The 20920-nt window shown below is 43.4% G+C and carries 20 protein-coding genes; 14 read left to right on the top strand and 6 right to left on the bottom strand.

What is annotated here, in order from left to right; all coding sequences use genetic code 11:
* Window positions 1-120 precede the first annotated feature (120 nt).
* Together MHN30_RS20300 and trmB are read right to left on the bottom strand one after the other, a co-directional pair.
* A complete protein-coding gene (locus MHN30_RS20300) occupies window positions 121-1149 on the bottom strand; it encodes a methyltransferase (protein ID WP_239360926.1) in 1029 nt (342 codons plus the stop codon).
* Window positions 1150-1230: 81 nt separating this feature from the next.
* The gene (gene trmB / locus MHN30_RS20295) at window positions 1231-1956 is read right to left on the bottom strand and encodes a tRNA (guanosine(46)-N7)-methyltransferase TrmB (protein ID WP_017216543.1); all 726 of its coding nucleotides are present in this window, start codon (window positions 1954-1956) and stop codon (window positions 1231-1233) included.
* A 144-nt stretch (window positions 1957-2100) separates the two neighbouring features.
* Here trmB and mutY point away from each other — a divergent pair, with 144 nt between their 5' ends.
* Window positions 2101-3162: an A/G-specific adenine glycosylase gene (mutY, locus tag MHN30_RS20290; protein WP_039491416.1), complete on the top strand. Its 1062-nt coding sequence runs from the start codon at window positions 2101-2103 to the stop codon at window positions 3160-3162.
* A gap of 65 nt (window positions 3163-3227) precedes the next feature.
* Window positions 3228-3500, top strand: a complete 273-nt coding sequence (locus MHN30_RS20285) for an oxidative damage protection protein (RefSeq protein WP_010379401.1) — start codon at window positions 3228-3230, stop codon at window positions 3498-3500.
* Window positions 3501-3549: 49 nt separating this feature from the next.
* Here MHN30_RS20285 and ispB read toward each other — a convergent pair whose 3' ends face one another.
* A complete protein-coding gene (gene ispB / locus MHN30_RS20280) occupies window positions 3550-4521 on the bottom strand; it encodes an octaprenyl diphosphate synthase (protein WP_239360924.1) in 972 nt (323 codons plus the stop codon).
* Between the two features lie 417 nt (window positions 4522-4938).
* On the opposite strand from ispB, the gene rplU reads away from it, so the two are divergent.
* The 7 genes from rplU (at window position 4939) to glsB (ending at window position 9766) form a co-directional block, all read left to right on the top strand.
* Window positions 4939-5250: a 50S ribosomal protein L21 gene (gene rplU / locus MHN30_RS20275; RefSeq protein WP_010374575.1), complete on the top strand. Its 312-nt coding sequence runs from the start codon at window positions 4939-4941 to the stop codon at window positions 5248-5250.
* Between the two features lie 19 nt (window positions 5251-5269).
* On the top strand, window positions 5270-5527 hold the full coding sequence (rpmA, locus tag MHN30_RS20270; protein WP_010374578.1) for a 50S ribosomal protein L27: 258 nt from the start codon (window positions 5270-5272) through the stop codon (window positions 5525-5527).
* Window positions 5528-5696: 169 nt separating this feature from the next.
* Window positions 5697-6854: an Obg family GTPase CgtA gene (gene cgtA / locus MHN30_RS20265; RefSeq protein ID WP_010374580.1), complete on the top strand. Its 1158-nt coding sequence runs from the start codon at window positions 5697-5699 to the stop codon at window positions 6852-6854.
* A 379-nt stretch (window positions 6855-7233) separates the two neighbouring features.
* A complete protein-coding gene (folA, locus tag MHN30_RS20260; RefSeq protein WP_343224356.1) occupies window positions 7234-7725 on the top strand; it encodes a type 3 dihydrofolate reductase in 492 nt (163 codons plus the stop codon).
* 79 nt (window positions 7726-7804) lie between these two features.
* A complete protein-coding gene (locus MHN30_RS20255) occupies window positions 7805-8176 on the top strand; it encodes a DUF3718 domain-containing protein (RefSeq protein ID WP_010374584.1) in 372 nt (123 codons plus the stop codon).
* A gap of 229 nt (window positions 8177-8405) precedes the next feature.
* Window positions 8406-8762 (top strand): ribosome-associated translation inhibitor RaiA, encoded by a 357-nt coding sequence (raiA, locus tag MHN30_RS20250; protein WP_010374586.1) that lies wholly within the window; start codon window positions 8406-8408, stop codon window positions 8760-8762.
* Between the two features lie 86 nt (window positions 8763-8848).
* A complete protein-coding gene (glsB, locus tag MHN30_RS20245) occupies window positions 8849-9766 on the top strand; it encodes a glutaminase B (protein WP_039491407.1) in 918 nt (305 codons plus the stop codon).
* An 83-nt stretch (window positions 9767-9849) separates the two neighbouring features.
* On the opposite strand, the gene MHN30_RS20240 is transcribed toward glsB, so the two are convergent.
* Window positions 9850-11154: an inosine/guanosine kinase gene (locus MHN30_RS20240; RefSeq protein ID WP_010374590.1), complete on the bottom strand. Its 1305-nt coding sequence runs from the start codon at window positions 11152-11154 to the stop codon at window positions 9850-9852.
* Window positions 11155-11413: 259 nt separating this feature from the next.
* Here MHN30_RS20240 and tadA point away from each other — a divergent pair, with 259 nt between their 5' ends.
* Entirely contained in the window at window positions 11414-11914 is a 501-nt protein-coding gene (gene tadA, locus MHN30_RS20235; RefSeq protein ID WP_130163438.1) for a tRNA adenosine(34) deaminase TadA, read from the top strand.
* On the opposite strand, the gene MHN30_RS20230 is transcribed toward tadA, so the two are convergent.
* Together MHN30_RS20230 and mltF are read right to left on the bottom strand one after the other, a co-directional pair.
* Window positions 11911-12093, bottom strand: a complete 183-nt coding sequence (locus MHN30_RS20230) for a hypothetical protein (protein WP_010374594.1) — start codon at window positions 12091-12093, stop codon at window positions 11911-11913. The two genes, tadA and MHN30_RS20230, sit on opposite strands and share 4 nt — an antisense overlap.
* Before the next feature lie 129 nt (window positions 12094-12222).
* Entirely contained in the window at window positions 12223-13653 is a 1431-nt protein-coding gene (mltF, locus tag MHN30_RS20225; protein WP_239360922.1) for a membrane-bound lytic murein transglycosylase MltF, read from the bottom strand.
* A 201-nt stretch (window positions 13654-13854) separates the two neighbouring features.
* On the opposite strand from mltF, the gene purL reads away from it, so the two are divergent.
* The 4 genes from purL to MHN30_RS20205 all read left to right on the top strand — a co-directional run bounded on the left by purL (window position 13855) and on the right by MHN30_RS20205 (window position 20909).
* Complete coding sequence (purL, locus tag MHN30_RS20220) at window positions 13855-17739, top strand: phosphoribosylformylglycinamidine synthase (RefSeq protein ID WP_239360919.1); 3885 nt, start codon at window positions 13855-13857, stop codon at window positions 17737-17739.
* A 104-nt stretch (window positions 17740-17843) separates the two neighbouring features.
* Window positions 17844-20396: a YdbH domain-containing protein gene (locus MHN30_RS20215; protein WP_239360917.1), complete on the top strand. Its 2553-nt coding sequence runs from the start codon at window positions 17844-17846 to the stop codon at window positions 20394-20396.
* 3 nt (window positions 20397-20399) lie between these two features.
* Window positions 20400-20579: a YnbE family lipoprotein gene (locus MHN30_RS20210; RefSeq protein WP_010374602.1), complete on the top strand. Its 180-nt coding sequence runs from the start codon at window positions 20400-20402 to the stop codon at window positions 20577-20579.
* Window positions 20580-20588: 9 nt separating this feature from the next.
* Window positions 20589-20909: a YdbL family protein gene (locus MHN30_RS20205; protein ID WP_017216535.1), complete on the top strand. Its 321-nt coding sequence runs from the start codon at window positions 20589-20591 to the stop codon at window positions 20907-20909.
* The last annotated feature ends 11 nt before the right edge of the window (window positions 20910-20920 follow it).

The following is a 20920-nucleotide window of genomic DNA, read 5'->3' as shown; positions in this document are numbered from 1 at the left end:
TTTTGAGATCCAATAACTCATTATAATAAAGTAGAGCAAATCTTTGAAAATGAAAAGATAAAAGGTGGGTTTGAGTTAAGGTTTACTTGATATAAGCAAGTAAACCTTAGAGTTAGTAAACTACTGCGCTTTATAAATGGCGAATTTAGTGTTTTTAGTGACAATTTCAAACTGTTCAAACTGAGCTTCTAAAATAGGTGGGTATTTTAAGAAGCTGTTTGCAACTAGCTGAATATTAGACTTGGTATCCATATGACGCTTGATGTTATGTAGAAATTGCTCAGCGATATCATAGTCTGTTGAAAGGCCTGTATGAAAAGGTGGGTTGCTCAAAATAAGGTTGAATTTACCGTTCAATTCACTTAAACCGTCACTAAGTAGCAAAGTTGCACTGAGGTTGTTTAAAGCTAAAGTCTGCTGCGTGGCAAACAGCGCAAGCGCATTGACATCCAAACAGGTAAACTTAAGAGTTGGGCTGTTCAATAAGGCGTAGCAGGCTATAAGTCCAGCACCACAGCCAAAATCTAACACTTTACCTTTATAGGGAAGGGTGACATTTTCTAGTAATAGTTGAGTACCAGCATCAAGCTTCCCATGATTAAATACACCAGGCAAACTTGCGGCAGTAAACTCTGTCTTGGCGATACGCACTGAAAATGTCTGTACATAATGGCTTACGTCAAAACTTGGGTTGGTAGTAAGCTGATCAAACTCATACAAAATGCAGTGTTTTGCGCTTTCTAATTTATAACAGTGTGCAGCGTGTTCTTTAAGTTGCTTTTCTGCACTTTTCACCCCACTTTTGTTTTCGCCAACAACGAGTAACCTAGTTTCAGCCGTGCTCAAGTGGCGGATGTTATCAAATACCATTTGCGCTTCAGGTTTTGATTTAGGGTAATAATAAATAACTAAATCAATATCTTGCAACTGCGGTAGTTGATGGTCTACATAGCTTTTAACGTCGGCGGTTTTATCGGCGTGAAGGTGGTCTGCAAAATCGAAACTAAACGCATGAATTGCCGAACTTGGATTGAGCGCTTTTAATTCACGTAGGAAGCCATCACGCTGATGGTTAATGACCAGAATATTGTTGGCAATAAGCTCTTCTTCATTACGAAGTAGTAATAAACTTGGGTTGGTAAACTGCAACGCTAGCTCCTAGTGAATGTACTCAAATAGATGGACGATGAAGCAGCCTGTTGAGCTGCTTCATTATAGAGAGGGGGTTGTTTAGCTAATACGCTCGAACATTAAGTCCCAAACGCCATGTCCTAAACGATGGCCTCGCTGCTCAAACTTAGTAAGCGGTCTAAAGTCTGGACGAGGAACATAATCATTGCTTTGCGACTGGTTTTTATAACCAGGTGCTGCACTCATCACTTCAAGCATATGCTCGGCATAGTTTTCCCAGTCAGTTGCCATATGGAACACGCCACCTACTTTAAGCTTTTGGCGTATTTTCTCAGCAAATTCAAGTTGTACAATGCGACGTTTGTGGTGACGCTTTTTATGCCATGGATCAGGGAAGAATAGCTGTAATTTAGCAAGGCTGCCATCAGCGATACAATCCGCTAAAATTTCAACTGCATCGTGTTCAAAAACACGTAAGTTAGTGATGCCTTGCTCATCTGCATCCATCAAACAAGCACCTACACCTGGACGGTGTACTTCTATGCCAATAAAGTTTTGTTGTGGGTTATTTTTTGCCATCTCAACGAGAGACTTGCCCATCCCAAATCCAATCTCAAGAACGACTTCATTGCTGTTACCAAATACTTCTGTAAAGTCCAGCAAACCTTGTTGGTGCTCCAGTCCCATTGTTGGCCAGCATTTTTCTAGCGATGCTGCTTGGCCTTTAGTAAGACGTCCTTCACGCTTAACAAAGCTACGCACTTTTCTGATGTACTTGCCTTCTTCCTGCGCCTGTTCGAGCGCACTTTTGCTTGATTCGTTCATGGTCATTTCTATGCTCGTGAAAATGGTCGCACATTATCGTCATTCAGTTGGGAATAAACAAGTATAGAGTGAAATTTTACGTGGTGACTATTAAAGCAATTGTGATTACACTGGCGGCTTTTGTAGCAAGTACTAGTCAAGTTTATGAAAGTTAGCCAGCAACAAGCTAAGTGGTTTGGTGAGCAAGTTGTGTCTTGGTATCACCTTCATGGTAGAAAAACACTGCCGTGGCAACTCGGAAAAACACCGTATAAAGTATGGATTTCTGAGGTGATGTTACAGCAGACTCAAGTAACCACAGTTATTCCTTATTTTGAGCGCTTTATGGCGCGCTTCCCAACAGTAATTGCATTGGCCGATGCACCGGAAGATGAAGTGTTACACCATTGGACTGGGCTTGGTTATTACGCCAGAGCAAGAAATCTTCATAAAGCTGCAAAAGTGATCAGAGATAGCTATAAGGGTGAATTCCCACAAACATTAGAAGCGGTGATGGACTTACCAGGCATTGGTCGCTCTACCGCAGGTGCGATACTCTCTCTTGCGCTTGGTCAGCATCATCCAATACTCGATGGTAATGTTAAGCGAGTCCTAGCTCGGTTTTATATGGTTGAGGGCTGGTACGGAGTAAAAAAGGTCGAAAATCAGTTATGGTCTTTGAGTGATGCCGTCACGCCAAGCGGTGATGTAAGAGCGTTTAATCAGGCTATGATGGATTTAGGTTCAGGCGTATGTACCAGAAGTAAACCAAACTGTGATGTTTGCCCACTTGTTGAGGAATGTTCGGCGTTCAAAAATAATCGGGTTAAAGAGTTTCCAAACCCTAAACCCAAAAAAGAGAAACCAAAAAAGCGTACTCACCACTTAATAATTAAATGTGGTGATAAAGTTTTGATGGAGAAGCGCCCTTCGAGTGGAATATGGGGTGGGTTATTCGGCTTTTTTGAGTTTGCAGAGCAAGATGAGTTAGACGCGTTTATTAAGCAGCAAGAACTTAAACTTGAATGTACAAATACACTTGAACCCTTTGTGCATATTTTTACGCATTTTGAGTTAACTATTACCCCCGTGGTTGTAGAAGTAAAAAGTATGCCAGATTGTGTGCATGATCAGCAATTGCTGTGGTTCGATACTCATAACCCGCCAGAGGTTGGGCTCGCTGCGCCGACTAAAAAGTTGGTTAAAGTATTAACCGCAATAGGGTAAACTGACGCTATCACTGGTGCTGACTCTCATTGAGTGCACGATTAAAATTGAAGAGGTAGATACTCATGGCACGTACGGTATTTTGTCAAAAGTTACAAAAGGAAGCGCCTGGACTGGATTTTCAACTGTATCCAGGAGAAGTTGGTGAACGTATATTTAATAACATCTCCAAAGAAGCTTGGCAGCAATGGCAGCATAAGCAAACTATGCTAATCAACGAAAAGCATCTTAATATGATGGATCCTGAGCACAGGCAAATGCTTGAAGAGCAGATGGTCGGCTTTTTGTTTGAAGATAAAGAAGTCGAAATTGAAGGCTACAGGCCACCAGAAAAATAAAGGTCGCATCAGCGACCTTTTTATAGCTCATAAACTGGCTAGGGGACGATTAATACTCTCTATCCACAGAAAGCTTGGCAAGTCCTATCAGTGCTTCTTTATGCACTGAGTCAGGTAAAACGCTCAATTGTGCAATCGCTTTTTGGGCTTCTTCTTGGGCTTTAGCCATCGTGAAGTCAAGAGCTTTGGTCTCGGCTAGTGTTGCTAAAATATCTTCAAGATAATCAAGTCCATTACCACTTTCTATTGCTGTTCTGATCTGAGCTGTTTGCAGAGCATTTGCATGCTGCATTGCATAAATAAGCGGAAGCGTAGGTTTACCCTCGGCGAGATCATCACCAATATTCTTACCCAGCAATTCTGCGTTAGCACTGTAGTCAAGAATATCGTCTACAAGTTGGAAGGCTGTGCCTAAATGCATACCGTAAAGCTTAAGCGCAGTTTTAATTTCGTCTGATTGCTCAAGCACTACAGCGGGTAGTAAAGTTGCAGCTTCAAAAAGCTTTGCCGTTTTGCTGTAGATAACCTGCATATAACTCTTTTCAGTTGTATCTGGGTCATTACAGTTCATTAGCTGTAACACTTCGCCCTCAGCGATAATATTGGTTGCATCCGCTAGGATCTGCATGACTTCCATATTACCAAGACCAACCATCAACTGGAATGAACGAGTGTAGATAAAGTCACCGACTAATACGCTTGCCGCATTTCCAAATTCAGCATTTGCAGTCGGTTCTCCACGGCGCAGTAATGACTCATCAACCACGTCATCGTGGAGTAAGGTTGCTGTGTGAATAAACTCTACAATTGTCGCTAGTGTGATGTGTTTATCACCTTCGTAACCTAATGCTCGTGCAGCCAAAAGGGCTAACATTGGGCGGATGCGTTTTCCTCCGCTATTTACAATGTATAAACCTAGCTGTTTTACAAGTGCAACATCAGATTGCATTTGTTGATGTATAAGTTGGTTGACGTCAAGCATATCTTGCTCAACCAAATTTTGGATAGTTTTTATATCCATTGCGCTCCGAGCCAATCTATTAACCGAAAATGAATAAACTCGGCGATTGTACTACAAAAAAATCATCGACTCGATAAATTGTCGTAGTTGCTTATAAAAAAACGTTTTTATGCTTACTTTTTGTGCTTTTGATGGTCGCGTAATGGGTGAAATAGGTACAGTAAAATCTCATTTGGTACTGTATTAGGTAAACTATGGATTCGCCTTTTGTCTGATAAATTGAGAGAAAAAAGAGCTTGGCTTTGACATTTTTTTGACTAGAATAGGGGAAAATATTTGATTGCCCTCATGCGAGCTAAATTTTATTCACTTTCTTCAAATTTACTCTTGCGCCAAGATACGCATTAGCGTAAACTTCGCGCCCTATTGAAGAATATTAAGTTGCGTCGATTTGAGGGCGCACAGACGGAGTTAATTATGTACGCGGTTTTCCAAAGTGGTGGTAAACAGCACCGTGTGACTGAAGGTCAAACAATTCGTTTAGAAAAGCTAAACGTTGAAACTGGTGCAGCAGTTGAATTTGATTCAGTACTTCTAATTGCTGATGGTGAAAAGATCGAGATCGGTGCACCGTTTGTTAACGGTGGTAAAATTACAGCTGAAGTTGTATCTCACGGTCGTGGCGAGAAGATTAAGATTGTTAAATTTAGACGTCGTAAGCATTCTCGTAAGCAGATGGGCCACCGTCAGTGGTTCACTGAAGTTAAAATCACTGGCATTAGCGCTTAATTTTTAGAGGTACAGAAAGATGGCACATAAGAAGGCAGCTGGTAGTACTCGTAACGGTCGCGATTCAGAAAGTAAACGCTTAGGTGTTAAACGTTTTGGTGGCGAATCAGTTCTAGCGGGTAGCATCATCGTTCGTCAACGTGGTACTAAGTTCCACGCTGGTTCTAACGCAGGTATCGGTAAAGACCACACAATCTTCGCAAAAGCAGACGGTAAAGTTGTTTTTGAGCAGAAAGGTCCTTTAAACCGTAAGTACGTTAGCATCGTTGCTGAGTAATCGGTATTAAATACTAAAAAACCCCGCTTAGGCGGGGTTTTTTGTTTTCAGCACATCAATTACCAAATTAGCTATATCAAGGCGTATTAATACAATTGGTATTAGGAGCGATTTGTCGCTGCTGCTATAATGGTGTAGTGAATTCAGACAGAGTTAAAGAGTTTAAACCATGAAGTTTGTCGATGAAGTAGAGATTAGAGCGGAAGCCGGAGATGGGGGCAGTGGTGTCGTTTCATTCCGCCGCGAAAAGTTTGTGCCAGATGGTGGCCCAGACGGTGGTGATGGTGGCGATGGCGGTAGTGTATTCCTGCAGGCTGATGAAAATTTAAATACGCTTATCGACTATCAGTTTGAACGCTTTCACAGGGCTGAGCGTGGTACCAATGGTCAAGGCCGTAATTGTACTGGTAAAAAAGGTCAGGACTTAGTACTTAAGGTACCAGTTGGTACAAGAGTTACAGATGTCGATACTGAAGAGTGTTTAGGCGATTTGACCAAAAATGGACAAAAGCTGATTGTAGCGAAAGGTGGGTATCATGGTCTTGGTAATACGCGTTTTAAGTCAAGTACTAATCGCGCACCAAGACAGAAAACGCTGGGTACTCAAGGTGAAGTTCGTAACCTTCGCTTAGAATTAATGCTGCTTGCAGACGTCGGTTTGTTAGGTCTGCCAAATGCTGGTAAATCTACGTTTATCCGTAGTGTATCTGCAGCCAAGCCAAAAGTCGCTGACTATCCATTTACCACGCTAGTACCTAATTTAGGTGTTGTGAGACCTGAAGCGAGCAAGTCATTTGTAATTGCTGATATCCCAGGCCTAATTGAAGGTGCTGCGGACGGCGCAGGTCTTGGCATTCGTTTCTTAAAGCACTTAGAGCGCTGTCGGGTGTTATTACACATTATTGATGTGATGCCGGTTGACGGTAGTGATCCTGTCGAGAATGGCTTCGCTATTATTAACGAACTGCACCAATACAGTCCTAAATTAGCGGAAAAGCCTCGCTGGTTAGTGCTAAATAAAGTGGATTTATTACTTGAAGAAGAAAGAGAAGAAGTATGCGCCCGTATTGCTGAAGAGCTAGACGCAGAAAACTTTTATATGATCTCTGCTGCAAACAAGTTAAATACGCAACCTTTGTGCTTTGATATCATGAACCTTCTTGAAAGCATGCCAAAAGATAAATTCGAAGAAGAGCAGCAAGAAGAAGTTGAATTTAAGTGGGACACATACCACAGACACGCAACTAAAAATGATAAGAGCGACGATGATGACTGGGATGATTGGGATGACGACGACTACGATGTTGAAGTTATTTACGAGCGTTAAGTTACATTGAATTTATTCTAAGAGGCCCATATATGGGCCTTTTTTATGCCTATTTGAACAGTATATTACTTCAACTCAGTATTCTCGCCGCAATTGTATTGAAGATGATATACTAATCAATCTGAACTCGGGATAACAACTTGTTCTCTAGCAGCTGTTATCCCTTACTACTGCGTTAAATTTGTTTGCAATAGGCCAGCTATTGACGCACAAATTTGCCTTGTATTAAGAAATAACTTCTGGCTAGAGTGATACTACGCTTTTGAGCTTAGTGATTTTAGTGGATTAACTTACTTCTTATCCCGAGTTCAGGTTAATCAAACATCTTGCATGCTAATTGTGTGTATAAACTAATACTAAAATACTATAAAGGTGCGTTGTGGTAATTTCAATGATAGCTGCGATGGCAAATAACCGTATTATCGGAAAAGATAACGATATGCCGTGGCACTTGCCTGCAGATCTTCAACATTTCAAAAAGGTTACGCTAGGTAAACCTGTGATTATGGGCCGAAAGACATTTGAGTCTATTGGTAGGCCTCTTCTTGGTCGTAGAAACATAGTGATATCCAGAAATCTTGACTATACTCAAGAAGGTATTGAAGTCCTTGCTTCACCTGAAGCCGCACTTAGTGCTGTTAGGGGTTGTGACGAAATTATGATAATTGGTGGTGGTCATATATATGACATATTTCTGCCTTATGCTCAGCGGCTCTATTTGACCTTCATCGATTTAGAAGTTGAAGGAGATACTCAATTTCCAGACTACGAGCAAGTTGCTGAGTGGGAAGTGCTTGAAACTGAGTGTAACGAACCTGATGAAAGAAATAACCATAGTTATAAATTCGTAACTCTGAACAAAAAACTATGAGTTTCTTGCTAACAATTGTTTAGGTTGCTAAAATATAGCCAGTTATATGCTACGAATAAAGTATTAAAGGGTCTGTGTAATGAAATTAACTACCGTGCTACTGTCAGCTTCTATCGCTGTTGCAGCTTTTTCTTTCAGCAAACCAGTAAGTGCAAACGATCAGTTGGCGCTTTCTATATGTGAATATATCGCAGCGGACGATAAAAATCGCATTCGTAACGCTTTGAAAACATCACGCCTGAAAATGCGTAATGTTTACGACGCAATCCAGTGCAACGGTAATAACTTACTTAGACATGCTATTGCTAGCAATGCTGTCGATTCGGGCGAGTACATTATTAAAAGTATTCCAAAAAGCGCGCTAGAAGATGGTAAAGATTTAGCATGGGCTGAATCAAATCACGGTGGTTCAGCATTGATTGCTGTCATCAAAGAGCGTGCAGGCCTTTAATTGTAAAGTTTACGCAATATGAAAAGAGCCCTTGCTAGGGCTTTTTTTATGCCTGAGTTCTAATAAACATACATTTGAGATCAAAGGCCTCACTAATTCTCCTTATTTATTTTTTGATTAGAATCAGCTTCCTTCCAATTTTTGTAATAAATTTCTGCTAAGGCTCTTGAGAAATCGAGCAATCGTGCCAATACTATTGTTAAGGGTAAACGCAAAAGAAGGATTGCATATGAAGATTAATTTATCTGGCCATCACGTAGATGTAACCGATGCTGTTAAAAACCACGTTCATGAAAAGTTTGCCAAGATCGCTAACCATTTTCCGTCGTTGTTATCCCTAGACATCATCGTCAGCAAAGAACACAAACAATTTTACACGGAGATAAGTACAAACTACGCAGGTAGCCGAATATCAGTAAAAGGTGAAGACGAAGTGATGTATCCTGCTATTGCTAAAGCGTCTAAAAAGCTTGATGCAGCTTTGAAGCACCGAAAAGGTCAGTTAAAAGCCAATAAACATCAGAAGCCGGTGAGTACAACGCCACCTATTGCGCACGAGATTATTCAAGAAATGGAACTGAAATAACCTTAGTTTCAGATAAACATCAGGCCCTACGGGGCCTTTTTTGATACACTTCCCAAATCATCCTAGCTAGCCTTAATTACGAGCATATGCCAAATTACCAAGAAATTTTAGAGCAGGCTGCACAGCGAGTTCAACCGTTGTTACGCCAAGGCAAAGTTGCTAACTATATTCCCGCTTTAGCTGAGCAGCCGTTAGAACAATTTTCTGTTTCACTGCACACGGTAGATGGCGAAACATTTAGTGCTGGAGATACTGAAGCCAGATTTACAATTCAATCAGTATCCAAAGTAATGACATTGACGCTAGCACTGCAGCGCTATGGTGACGAGCTGTGGAGTCGGGTAGGGAAAGAGCCTTCGGGTACTGCTTTTAACTCCTTAACTCAGCTTGAGTTCGAAAATGGTATTCCAAGAAATCCCTTTATAAATGCAGGTGCCATTGTAACTTGTGATGCGCTGTACTCTCGTTTATCTGCTCCAATTCATACCATGCTAGAAAGCTACAGAGCGATGTCTGGTAACGACAAGCTGTGTATTAATAAGATTGTGGCGCAGTCTGAGTATGATCACAGGTATAGAAATGCAGCGATGGCTTATTTGATGAAGTCATTTGGCAATTTTAATAATGAAGTCGAGGATGTGTTGTGGTCTTATTTCAATTTTTGTGCAATTGAAATGAATACCACTGAGTTGGCGAAGTCATTTTCCTATCTGTCTAGTCAGGGTTACTGCAACTTATCAAAACAGCGGATACTAACCAAAAAACAAACCAAGCAAATGAACTCGCTGTTGTTTACGAGTGGTCTTTACGATGCAGCAGGTGACTTTGGTTATCGAGTAGGAATGCCTGGCAAGTCGGGCGTCGGGGGAGCAATAATCGCTATTGTGCCGAATCGTTTTACAATTTCGGTCTGGTCGCCTGGGCTTGATAAAGTTGGTAACTCTTTGGCTGGGATCGCGGCATTAGAATATCTATCCAATGAACTTGGTACTGCTATTTTTTGATGCCAAGTTATATACAAACTAGATGATATAAAAATAGCGACCGTAGTCGCTATTTTTACCAATCCTAAACATGCTGAGGACCGTTATTGTTCCCAGTATGATTGCTCTAGTGAGTCTTCACGCTCAGGTAGGCCTCGAGATAGCCTTGGTGAATGCTGAACGAGTACCTCATAGCTTGCACGGTTTGCATATTTGCTTATCTGTGCCAAAGATGAATAGGTAATAGCACTTTGTTCATGCTTCGCCGAGTTTGGGACATTTAGCTTATGATATTCATTGGCGCAAATATCATGCAGAACAGCGGCAAGGGCACAGTCACCGGCACCATTCGTATTCTTGATGATATCCGGTCCACCCATGTAAGGAGCGGTATGGCTGTATGCCCTGATCGGCTGTTCACATTGGGCTTTTTTCATCGCGCGTGAGAATTCGTAGCGATTAAATTCAGGAATAGCACCAGGCAGCAACGGGTATTCAGTCACACGCTTGCAGCTGTCATCAACATAACCCGCCATAAACAGCCCTTTAGGGCCAGCGGTACAAATGACCAAATCAACCCAGTCCAGTGCTTTATCCGCAGCGAGAAGTGGATCGCTAAAGCCTGTGATCGCCTCACCTTCTTCTTCGTTCATCGCAAGGATATCAACATGTTTAGCAACGAAATCAGCCCACCACTTGGGGTCTTGTTCAATTAAGAACTTAGTGCCAAGCGTCAATACTACGGGTATGCCAGCATTATTGGCATACTCAACCGCCTGCATCGTTGCTTGTGTCATGGTTTCGTCGCCACTCGTGCGCATCAAATAAGCGCTGATCACTAACGCCGATGATTCTTCGATAAGCGTTTGGCAAATAGACTCAGGACGTAGGTGGTTCATTAATCCTGCGCTGATAGCAAAAGTTCGCTCACCACTGTCATCGATAAGCGTAAAACAACGACCAATGGGGCCATCAACTGGCTGCAAGTAGTCCAGATCAACTCGGCTTGAGGTGTTACATAAAAATTTATAGGCGTAGCTGCCAATCTTTATGTTTTCACTCATCACCCCAAGCAGTACTGAGCGGTCATCTGCTAGCACTGAATAGTTGTGCATGGTGTTACCTATGGTACCGCCGGCAAATTCATAGTCGATCATGTCATCACGTTTTAGCCTATCATAAAGGGCGTTGGTGACATCATTGTCTATCACTTGTGACATACCACGCTGTAAGTGGAATTCATCAAGAAAAGCTTGATCCACTTTCGCTTCGATATCAACGACGATTTGATCTATACCACAGATATAGCTCCTTTTTAGCCGATCATCAGCGTGTAACTGGTTAATAAGCGGATCTTTATCTTCCACCGGAAAATAGTGTTTATGCCTACGGCGTCCCGGAAATTTCATATTCTACCCGTGTGTTTTTGAGCTTACGAAATAAAAAAAGCGGCGAATTATAGCGTAAATCCAACCCTGTGAGCCACGGCAAAATTGCGAAAATTATCAATAATGTCCGCAAAATATTAAAAAGATGTTGGTAACATCCTGAGTTTGCTTATAAAAGCAGCTGTATTGGTGACTATGATTATTTAAGAATAGCAGCTTAACCAGAGCTCTGCTGGAGGTGATATACTCCATTTTAGGTGAAGACGACTATAAAATTACCATGTCAGAAGTAAAAGATGATCAATATTGGATGAAAGTGGCGTTAGCATTTGCTGACAAAGCTGAAGCCGAAAACGAAATTCCTGTCGGCGCTGTTGTAGTGAAAGATGGTGAAATGATAGCTGCGGGCTGGAACCGTTCAATTACCTGTCATGATCCTTCGGCTCACGCTGAAATGATGGCTATTCGAGAAGCTGGCAAAGTCGTTGAAAATTATCGGCTGATTGATTGCACTTTATATGTGACGCTTGAGCCATGTCCTATGTGTGCTGGTTTACTGGTCCATAGCCGCTTGAGCCGAGTGGTGTTTGGTGCCTCGGATGCAAAAACGGGCGCGGCTGGTTCGATAATGAACTTGTTACAGCATGAAAAGCTCAACCACCAACTAGAAGTTACATCGGGCGTACTGGGTGAGACATGTGGCGAAAAGCTGTCTGCATTTTTTAAGCGCAGACGCCAAGAGATTAAAGCAGCAAAAAAGTTGAAAAACGGTAGTACTTAGGGTTGTACTACCGCAGTGGCTGTTTTCGCGTCCCTTTGCTCTTCCATTTGAATTAGCGCAAAAATACGATGGCGCAAGAGCATTTTACGATGTGCATTTTTCATCATGACACGACGGCGATTTGGCGACGTGTATTTGGTGTTACGTTTAAATTGATGATTCCGACGTCTTCTCAACATAGAACCTCCGAATGTGAGAGATTAGGTGGGGGTAACGCCCCCAAATATTAATTTAGTATAAATACGCTATGCCTATGACAGATTTATGACCTTTTGAAGCATTTATCAAGCCAGTTTAGTAAATATAAATTACTGTTGCTTCTCGACTTCACTGGCTTTGTCTGGATTATCAACCGGAGTCGTTTGCGAAGAGGCTTTGCTGCTGTCAGGTAGGAGTGCACCGTTGTCTTCCAACCACACTAGTGCATCATAATAGCGGCGAATATTATCTACATACGTTACCGCGACATCACCACGAGCATATCCATATCTTGTATTTCGATAGTAGCGCTTTTTAGTAAGTAGTGGTAGTCGTTTTTTAACGTCTGCCCAGTTATTCGGATCGCCACCTTGATCCGCAGTAATGTTACGCGCATCCCGCACATGTCCCCAGCCCACATTGTAAGAAGCAAGGGCAAGCCAAGTACTATCGGGCTGCTGTATTTCTTCAGGCATACGGTCGAATAAAATACGTAGGTATTTGGCGCCACCTTCAATATTTTGCTGCGCATTGAGGCGGTTTGTCACGCCAACTTTTTTAGCCGTGGGTTGTGTTAGCATCATGATGCCACGAACCCCAGTTGGAGACTTAGCTCTGGGATCCCACATCGATTCTTGATAGCTGACTGCAGCCAGCAAACGCCAATCGATATTGTGCTGTTTCGAATAACTTTTAAACCACTTGAGATAGGTGGGTAAGGTACTATGTACGGCTTCGACAAAAGCTAAGGTGTTTACATAGTTAAACTCTTCGATATGACCAAAATACTTCTCTTCGAGCGTGGCCAAAAAGTTGTTTTGTTGTACTCGAGCGAAAAATGCAGGCAGCAACGCATATAACGAATCGTCTTTTTCGTTACGCATCATCCACGCCACATGTTCATCTTTTGTAACTGAAAACGCAATACTGACGGTCGGGTGGTAGCGTCTAAATAGGGCCAGTGAATGTGAGTCTGTAATGGTGTAGTCAATCTCTCCATCAATGATGGCCTGAAGCAGCTCTTCCTCACCTTTATCTGAAACAACCTCCCAACTCAAATGAGGGTGGCTTGTTTTCGCCTCTTCAAGCGCAATAACATGATTGCTGTGTGCAAGTACGGTAATTGGCGCTTTAATATCATCAAAGTCTCTTGGCCACTCTCTCCCTTGTTTGTACACGAGTTTTTGACTGATCATTCTATACGTTGGGCCAAAACGATATTGTACTGTTCTTGATGGGTGAAAGCTCACCGCGGAGGCGACGATATCTAAGTCTCCGGCATCTAGCCTTGCAAACAACTCATCTAAGTTAAAGTAAGGAACAATGTGTAATTCAACACCAAGCTCATTGGCAAATTCACTCGCCAGTTCATATTCGAACCCTTGTTCTCCAGTGGTGCCTTGGTAGTAGTTTCCCGGGCCCGCGAGCGTGCCAACACGTAATACCTTATTTTGTTTTACATGTTGCAACTGATTAAGAGGGGCTTTGTCGCACCCAACTAAACAGATGACAACAACGCACATAAAGACGTATTTAAACATGACCTAGGTTCTCTTTTGCGCTCGAAATCCCAACTTACCGCAGCAAAATCATAATTGCAAAAGCCGAATTAACTTAAGATAATGATAGATTTGCATGATATTTTCTAGTTTTGACAAATTAGTGTTAATTCCGCGCGCTATTTCCACTATAATGAGCGCCCAAAGATATCGTTCAATCCTTAACCCCGGATGAAAATACCTATGTTAATCCTACGTGGTGCACCTGCACTTTCAGATTTCAAAGTCCAAAAGATCCTTAAAACCTGCGCTGCAGCTCAATTACCAGTTACCAATGTTTATGCCGAGTTCATGCATTTTGCTGATTTAACGGCTGAGCTTTCAGAGGCTGAGTTAACTAAGCTAAACAGCCTGTTAAAGTATGGACCGACTATTACGGAGCACACGCCAGAGGGCAAACTGATCTTGGTAACACCAAGGATCGGAACTATCTCTCCTTGGGCTTCTAAAGCGACAGATATTGCAAACAACTGTGGTCTTACGCAAGTACACCGTGTTGAGCGTGGTATTGCTTATTATGTTGAGGGTGAACTAACACAAGCTCAGTTCGACGAAGTTGCACAATTACTTCATGACCGCATGACCGAATCTGCTCATGCAGAGCTTGATGATGCAGCTAAATTATTCCGCACGGAAACGCCTCGCCCAATGTCTTCAGTGGATATTCTTGGCGGCGGCCGTGAAGCACTCGCGGTTGCGAACGTTGAGCAAGGCTTTGCACTTGCTGATGACGAAATTGACTACTTAGTAGAAAGCTTTGAAAAGCTTGGCCGTAACCCTAATGACATCGAACTGTTCATGTTCGCTCAAGCAAACTCTGAGCACTGTCGTCACAAAATTTTCAATGCTGATTGGACTATCGATGGTGTAGAACAGCCTAAGTCGCTGTTTAAAATGATTAAAAACACCTACGAAACCAATAGTGACAACGTATTGTCGGCGTATAAAGATAACGCTGCGGTAATGGTTGGCTCTAAAGCGGGTCGTTTCTTCCCAAATACAGACGGCGAATATGCTTACCACGAGGAAGATATCCACATTCTGATGAAAGTGGAAACGCACAACCACCCAACGGCGATTGCCCCATTTTCTGGCGCATCAACAGGTTCAGGTGGTGAGATCCGCGATGAAGGTGCAACCGGTCGTGGTTCTAAGCCAAAAGCAGGTTTAGTTGGCTTTACGGTTTCTAACCTTCGTATTCCGGGTTTTGAGCAACCTTGGGAAACTAACTTTGGTAAACCAGGACGCATTGTTAATGCATTAGACATCATGCTTGATGGCCCACTTGGTGGCGCTGCATTTAACAACGAATTTGGTCGTCCAAACCTATTGGGTTACTTCCGTACTTACGAAGAAAAAGTAGAAAGCCATAATGGCGCTGAAGTACGTGGTTACCACAAGCCAATCATGATCGCTGGTGGTTTAGGTAACATCCGTGAAGATCACGTGCAAAAAGGCTCAATCCCTGTAGGTGCTAAGCTAATCGCACTTGGTGGTCCTGCAATGAACATCGGGCTTGGCGGCGGGGCTGCTTCATCAATGGCATCTGGCCAATCAAACGAAGATTTAGACTTTGCTTCTGTTCAGCGTGAAAACCCTGAGATGGAACGCCGTTGTCAGGAAGTGATCGACAAATGTTGGCAGCTTGGTGATGATAACCCAATTGCGTTTATTCACGACGTGGGCGCGGGTGGTTTATCAAATGCATTTCCTGAGCTTGTCGACGACGGCGGCCGTGGTGGTAAGTTCCAGCTACGTAACATCCCGAACGATGAACCAGGCATGGCACCACACGAAATCTGGTGTAACGAGTCGCAAGAGCGTTATGTATTGGCAGTTGCAGCTGAAGACTTTGCTCGCTTTGAAGCAATTTGTAAGCGTGAGCGCGCACAATATGCGGTAATTGGTGAAGCGACAGAAGAACGTCACCTAACAGTCGCTGATAGCCACTTTGATAATAATCCTGTGGACCTGCCACTAGACGTTTTACTTGGCAAGCCACCTAAAATGCATCGTGACGTTGAGTCAAAGCGTGTAGTGGGTACAGCATTAGATACTGCGGGTATTGAGCTTGAAGATGCTGCTAAGCGTTTGCTTCGCCTACCAACGATTGCTGAGAAAACATTCCTTATCACGATTGGTGACAGAACCGTAACGGGTCTGGTTGCACGTGACCAAATGGTTGGCCCTTGGCAGGTACCTGTCGCTAACTGTGCGGTAACGGCGGCAACTTACGATACTTACCACGGTGAAGCGATGTCGATGGGTGAACGCACCCCTGCAGCACTACTTAACTATGGTGCATCAGCGCGTCTAGCAGTAGCAGAAGCGTTAACCAATATCGCTGGTGCTAATATCGGTAGCCTAAACAACATTAAGCTTTCGGCAAACTGGATGGCGGCTGCGGGTCATCCAGGCGAAGATGCGGGTCTTTACGAAGCGGTTAAAGCGGTTGGTGAAGAATTATGTCCTGCATTAGGCCTTACAATCCCAGTTGGTAAAGATTCAATGTCGATGAAGACTCAGTGGGATGAGCATGGCGAAGAAAAGTCAGTGACTGCGCCATTATCACTTATCATCACTGCATTTGGTCGTGTTGAAGATATTCGCAAAACAGTCACGCCTGAGCTTCGTACTGATAAGGGTGAAACCAGCCTATTCCTACTTGACTTAGGTGCTGGTCAAAACCGTCTTGGTGCCTCAAGCTTAGCGCAAGTGTACAAGCAACTTGGCGACAAGACACCTGATGTTGACAGCCCAGAGCTGTTAAAAGGCTTCTACAATGCGGTACAAGCATTAGTTGAGTCAGGCAAGCTTATCGCTTACCACGACCGCTCTGACGGTGGTCTATTCACCACTGCTGCGGAAATGGCGTTTGCAGGCCACACAGGTGTGAGCATTGAATTAGATGCGCTGCAAGGTACAGACTTAGAAGTGTTATTCAATGAAGAGCTTGGCGCAGTATTGCAAGTTCGCAATGACGATATCGCTGCGGTTGAAGCGGTATTTGCTGAGCACGGTATTGCTGATATTGCACATCGCATCGGTACGCTAAACAGTGAAGACAAGGTTATCTTTACCCGTGGCGGTCAGGCAGTACTTGAAAATACTCGCACTGAGCTTCGCACTATCTGGGCTGAGACAACTTACCAGATGCAAGCACTACGTGATAACCCAGATTGCGCGAAGCAAGAATTTGACGCTAAGTTCGATGACAAAGATCCGGGCCTTAACGTTAAACTAAGCTTTGATCTAAACGAAGATATCGCAGCGCCTTACATTGCAAAAGGGGTGAAGCCTCAAGTTGCCATCTTGCGTGAGCAAGGCGTTAACTCACATATCGAAATGGCGGCAGCATTTAACCGTGCTGGCTTTGCGGCAATCGACGTACACATGAGCGATATCCTTGAAGGTCGCTTAACACTAGAGCAATTCAAAGGCCTAGTGGCATGTGGTGGCTTCTCATACGGTGACGTTTTAGGTGCTGGTGAAGGCTGGGCTAAATCAATCCTATTCCATGACTCAGCACGCGAGCAATTCCAAGGCTTCTTCCAACGCCAAGATACTTTCAGCTTAGGTGTGTGTAATGGCTGTCAGATGCTTTCTACATTAAAAGAGCTGATCCCAGGCACGGAAAACTGGCCACGTTTTGTCACCAACAAGTCAGAGCGTTTTGAAGCGCGTTTTAGCTTAGTTGAAGTACAGCAAAGCCCGTCAATTTTCTTTGATGGTATGGCTGGCTCTCGCATGCCAATCGCGGTATCACATGGTGAAGGTCATGCTGAGTTTGCAAGCGAAGCGGCGGTACAAACGGCACTGAATTCAGGTTCAGTTGCTGTGAAGTTTGTTGATAACTACGGTGATCCAACCACTCAGTACCCAGCTAACCCGAATGGCTCTCCTGCTGGTATTACGGGCATGACGTCAACAGACGGTCGTGCAACTGTGATGATGCCGCATCCAGAGCGTGTATTCAGAGCAGTAGCAAACTCTTGGCACCCAGATGAGTGGCAAGAAGATAGCCCTTGGATGCGTATGTTCCGCAATGCGCGTAAGCTAGTAGGCTAACGAAATTAAAAAAGGTCACTTCGGTGGCCTTTTTTATTCATGGCTCGATAATTATCTATCGGGTACACTGAAAAGGAAATACCAATCATATTTTAGGGATACGAATGAAAAAATGGCTTTGGAGCTTAGTGTTGATACTCAGTGTTTTCGTGGGTGTTTACCTTGCCAGAGTTCCTTTGTCGCTCTGGGCCATTAAACATTTTATACCAGTTAATGAACTTCAGGTCAGTTGTCTTGACTGGCGTTTGTCGGGCTTCAATCGTATCCATATTACAAAAGCATGTGTGCAGACTGATGCGTTTAATGCCCAGCTTTATGATGCGCAACTAAGCATGCGCCAAGTCAATATTGAAAAAGCGGATATGCAACTTCTTTCGCCCAAAAAGTCAGATGCAACTCGGCCACAGCGCCTTGCATTGCCACTCGACATCACCAGACCCAAAATGCATGTTGCCAAGCTGTCTATTTCTGGCAAGCCATTACCCAAGCCATTAGTTGTGTCGATTTCGGAGTCCGAGCTGAATCAATTTGTAGTTTCAGGTGACATCGCTGCAGAAGTTACGTTGCAGCCAGAGCGTATTGCTGCAAATGTTGACCTTAGTGGCGAGTACCTCGGCGCTTTGTTACCTCCTCAGATCCAAGCCCTTTCAGGAACTAGCCAACTTGAATTCGATGGTCTAGCTATGGACACAGAGCTAGAACTTGAAACTTTAGTGGCGCTTGAACAGGCTGAGTGTAAAGGTACCGTTGCGTATATAGGCGCTGTGTCAGGGCGCTATGATTTAGCCACACAGCAGGGGAAGATAGCACTTGCCGAGCCGATTTCAGCGAAATCAACGCTTAATTGTCTTACTTCTGAATATAACAAACTGTTACCGACCACTTGGCAGCTTCGTATACCGAGTGAAATTACTATTTCTGCGGATTCAATTGCGACAGATTTACTTCAAGTGACAGGTAGAGATAAACCGTTACAGCTTGAAGTTAACGAGTTGGCAGTCGACTTAACTGAGCCTTTCGTCAATGGTGATATTCGCCTTGAATTTTCCGATGAAAAGTGGGGCGCGCATACACTGGCTGGAGCGCTTATTGCGCGGCCAAATTTTGTTAATATGAGCGGGGAAATCACAAGTGACCTTCAAAAGCTTACACTGCAAGATGCTATTGCTGAGAATCTCGAGCTCAATAGCCGCTTCAAAATATCGGGTGATCCAACCGAGCTAATTACAGTTGAGGCTCAGCCGAGTATATTCTCAACCCAGTTGTTGACATCAGATTTGGTGATTGATAATCCATCTTTGACGCTTGATTTACATGCGCAGCTAGATGTGCCAAAACTCAAAAGTGGACATCTACTACACAGAGTCTTACCTGAAGGAATGAGTTTTGCGATAACGCTTGATTCAAAACTGCAAAACCTGAGTGTTGAGAATGTAACAGCAAAACAGAGTGAGTTGAGCGGGCGAGTTGTGCTCAAGCCTACACATGATTTTGATATCAATCTCAACTTAACCAGTGCACAGATACAACAGCAGAATTATAAACTGAATGAGTTTGCGCAGACACTGCACTGGCAAGGCTCAGTCGCGACCGGAGAAATCTTTTCAACCTTGTCGGGCAATACTAAGGTAGCAGAAGTTAACTTAGCTGATCTCAGTTTGAAAAACGTGAGCATTGACAGCAAAGGGCAGCAAAGCCGCGGATTGATGGCGTCACATGTGATTAATATTGATGGTGTAAAGGCGTTGCTTGAACATCAATATTCAAGCTTAAAACATCCAGCACAAATACACGTGCCCACGCAGCAGCTCACTCAACTTCAGCCATATATTGACGCGCTTTTACCGAACTTAAAAATTACCCATGGTAATTTCTATGCAGTACTCGAAGGGGATTTATCCACGCGCATATTTACCTTAGACGGGAGCGTTCAAAACGGCTCTGCGTTATTTAATGAACGGCTTATTCAAAATGCAACGATTGATGTCTTTGGTCTATTAAGTTCAGCTAATATTCAACTCAAGCCAACCACACTGAGTGTTGAAGAGTTGAGAGCTGGTGTTATCGTTCAAGCAATAACAGGCCAACTACTCAGCGAAGCAGGCGTGGCTAAACTGAAAGATATTAACGCACAGGTTTTTGCCGGTAACGTGGGGGTTGATGAAGTTAGTTTGGTCCCAACGCCGCAGGTCGTTCAGGTATCGCTAGATAAACTGAGTTTGGACCTTATTGCCGCCTCAGGGCATGATGCGGGCGTCGAGCTGAAAGGGCTAATCTCAGGGACATTACCAGTGCAACTCTCTTCATCGGGCGTGCGAATTGACTCTGGTCAAATACACAGTGTTGGTGAGGGGCTGTTAAAGGTGGAAAACAATGCATCAATTAATGCGCTAAAAGAGCAGCAACCTAGCTTACAAACGGTGATCGGTGTACTTGACGAGTTGACCATTGAGCAATTGAGTAGTGGCGTAAATTTAAGTGAAGACGGCTGGTTGGACTTAGATGTTAAAATTACAGGAATTAACAAACTCCAACAACAACCAGTAAACTTTAACTATACACACTCAGAAAATGTGTTTACCTTATTACGAGCCCTACGCTTAAGCGACGAGATTACGCGCGAAGTGGAAAATGCGTTAAATAAAGAGGAGCGTTAGTGAATGAAATGGATGCTAGTGATATCAGCTTTATTGGTATTGAGCGCTTGTACTCATAAGGTGCAAGTAGAAACCAAAGAGCCTATTACGATCAACTTAAATGTAAAAGTAGATCATGAGATCCGCGTGAAGGTGGATAAAGAACTCGACAATTTATTCAGCGAAGACAGCGAGCTATTCTAAGGAGGATTTATGAAGCTAAAAGCAATCTCTACCCTAATTATTGGGCTCAGTATGAGTTTCGCCGCATTCGCAATTTCCATTGACGATGCTAAATCACAGGGTTTAGTTGGCGAAACTACATCGGGCTATCTTGGCGTAGTTAAAAATGGCCAAGGTGTGCAGCAGCTAGTTGATGAAGTGAATGAAAAGCGCAAAGAAAAATACCAGCAATTAGCGAAAAAGAACGGTATTACACTTGAGCAAGTGGAAGCTTTAGCTGCTAAAAAAGCGTATAACAAAACGCATTCAGGCCATTATATTCAAGTCAATGGCAGCTGGGTGAAAAAGTAATACTTCCAAAA

The organism is Pseudoalteromonas sp. OF7H-1 (assembly GCF_022347825.1).
Lineage (GTDB): Bacteria > Pseudomonadota > Gammaproteobacteria > Enterobacterales > Alteromonadaceae > Pseudoalteromonas > Pseudoalteromonas maricaloris.
Note: the sequence above shows the minus strand (reverse complement) of the source record. Positions and strands in the feature narration are given on the sequence as shown.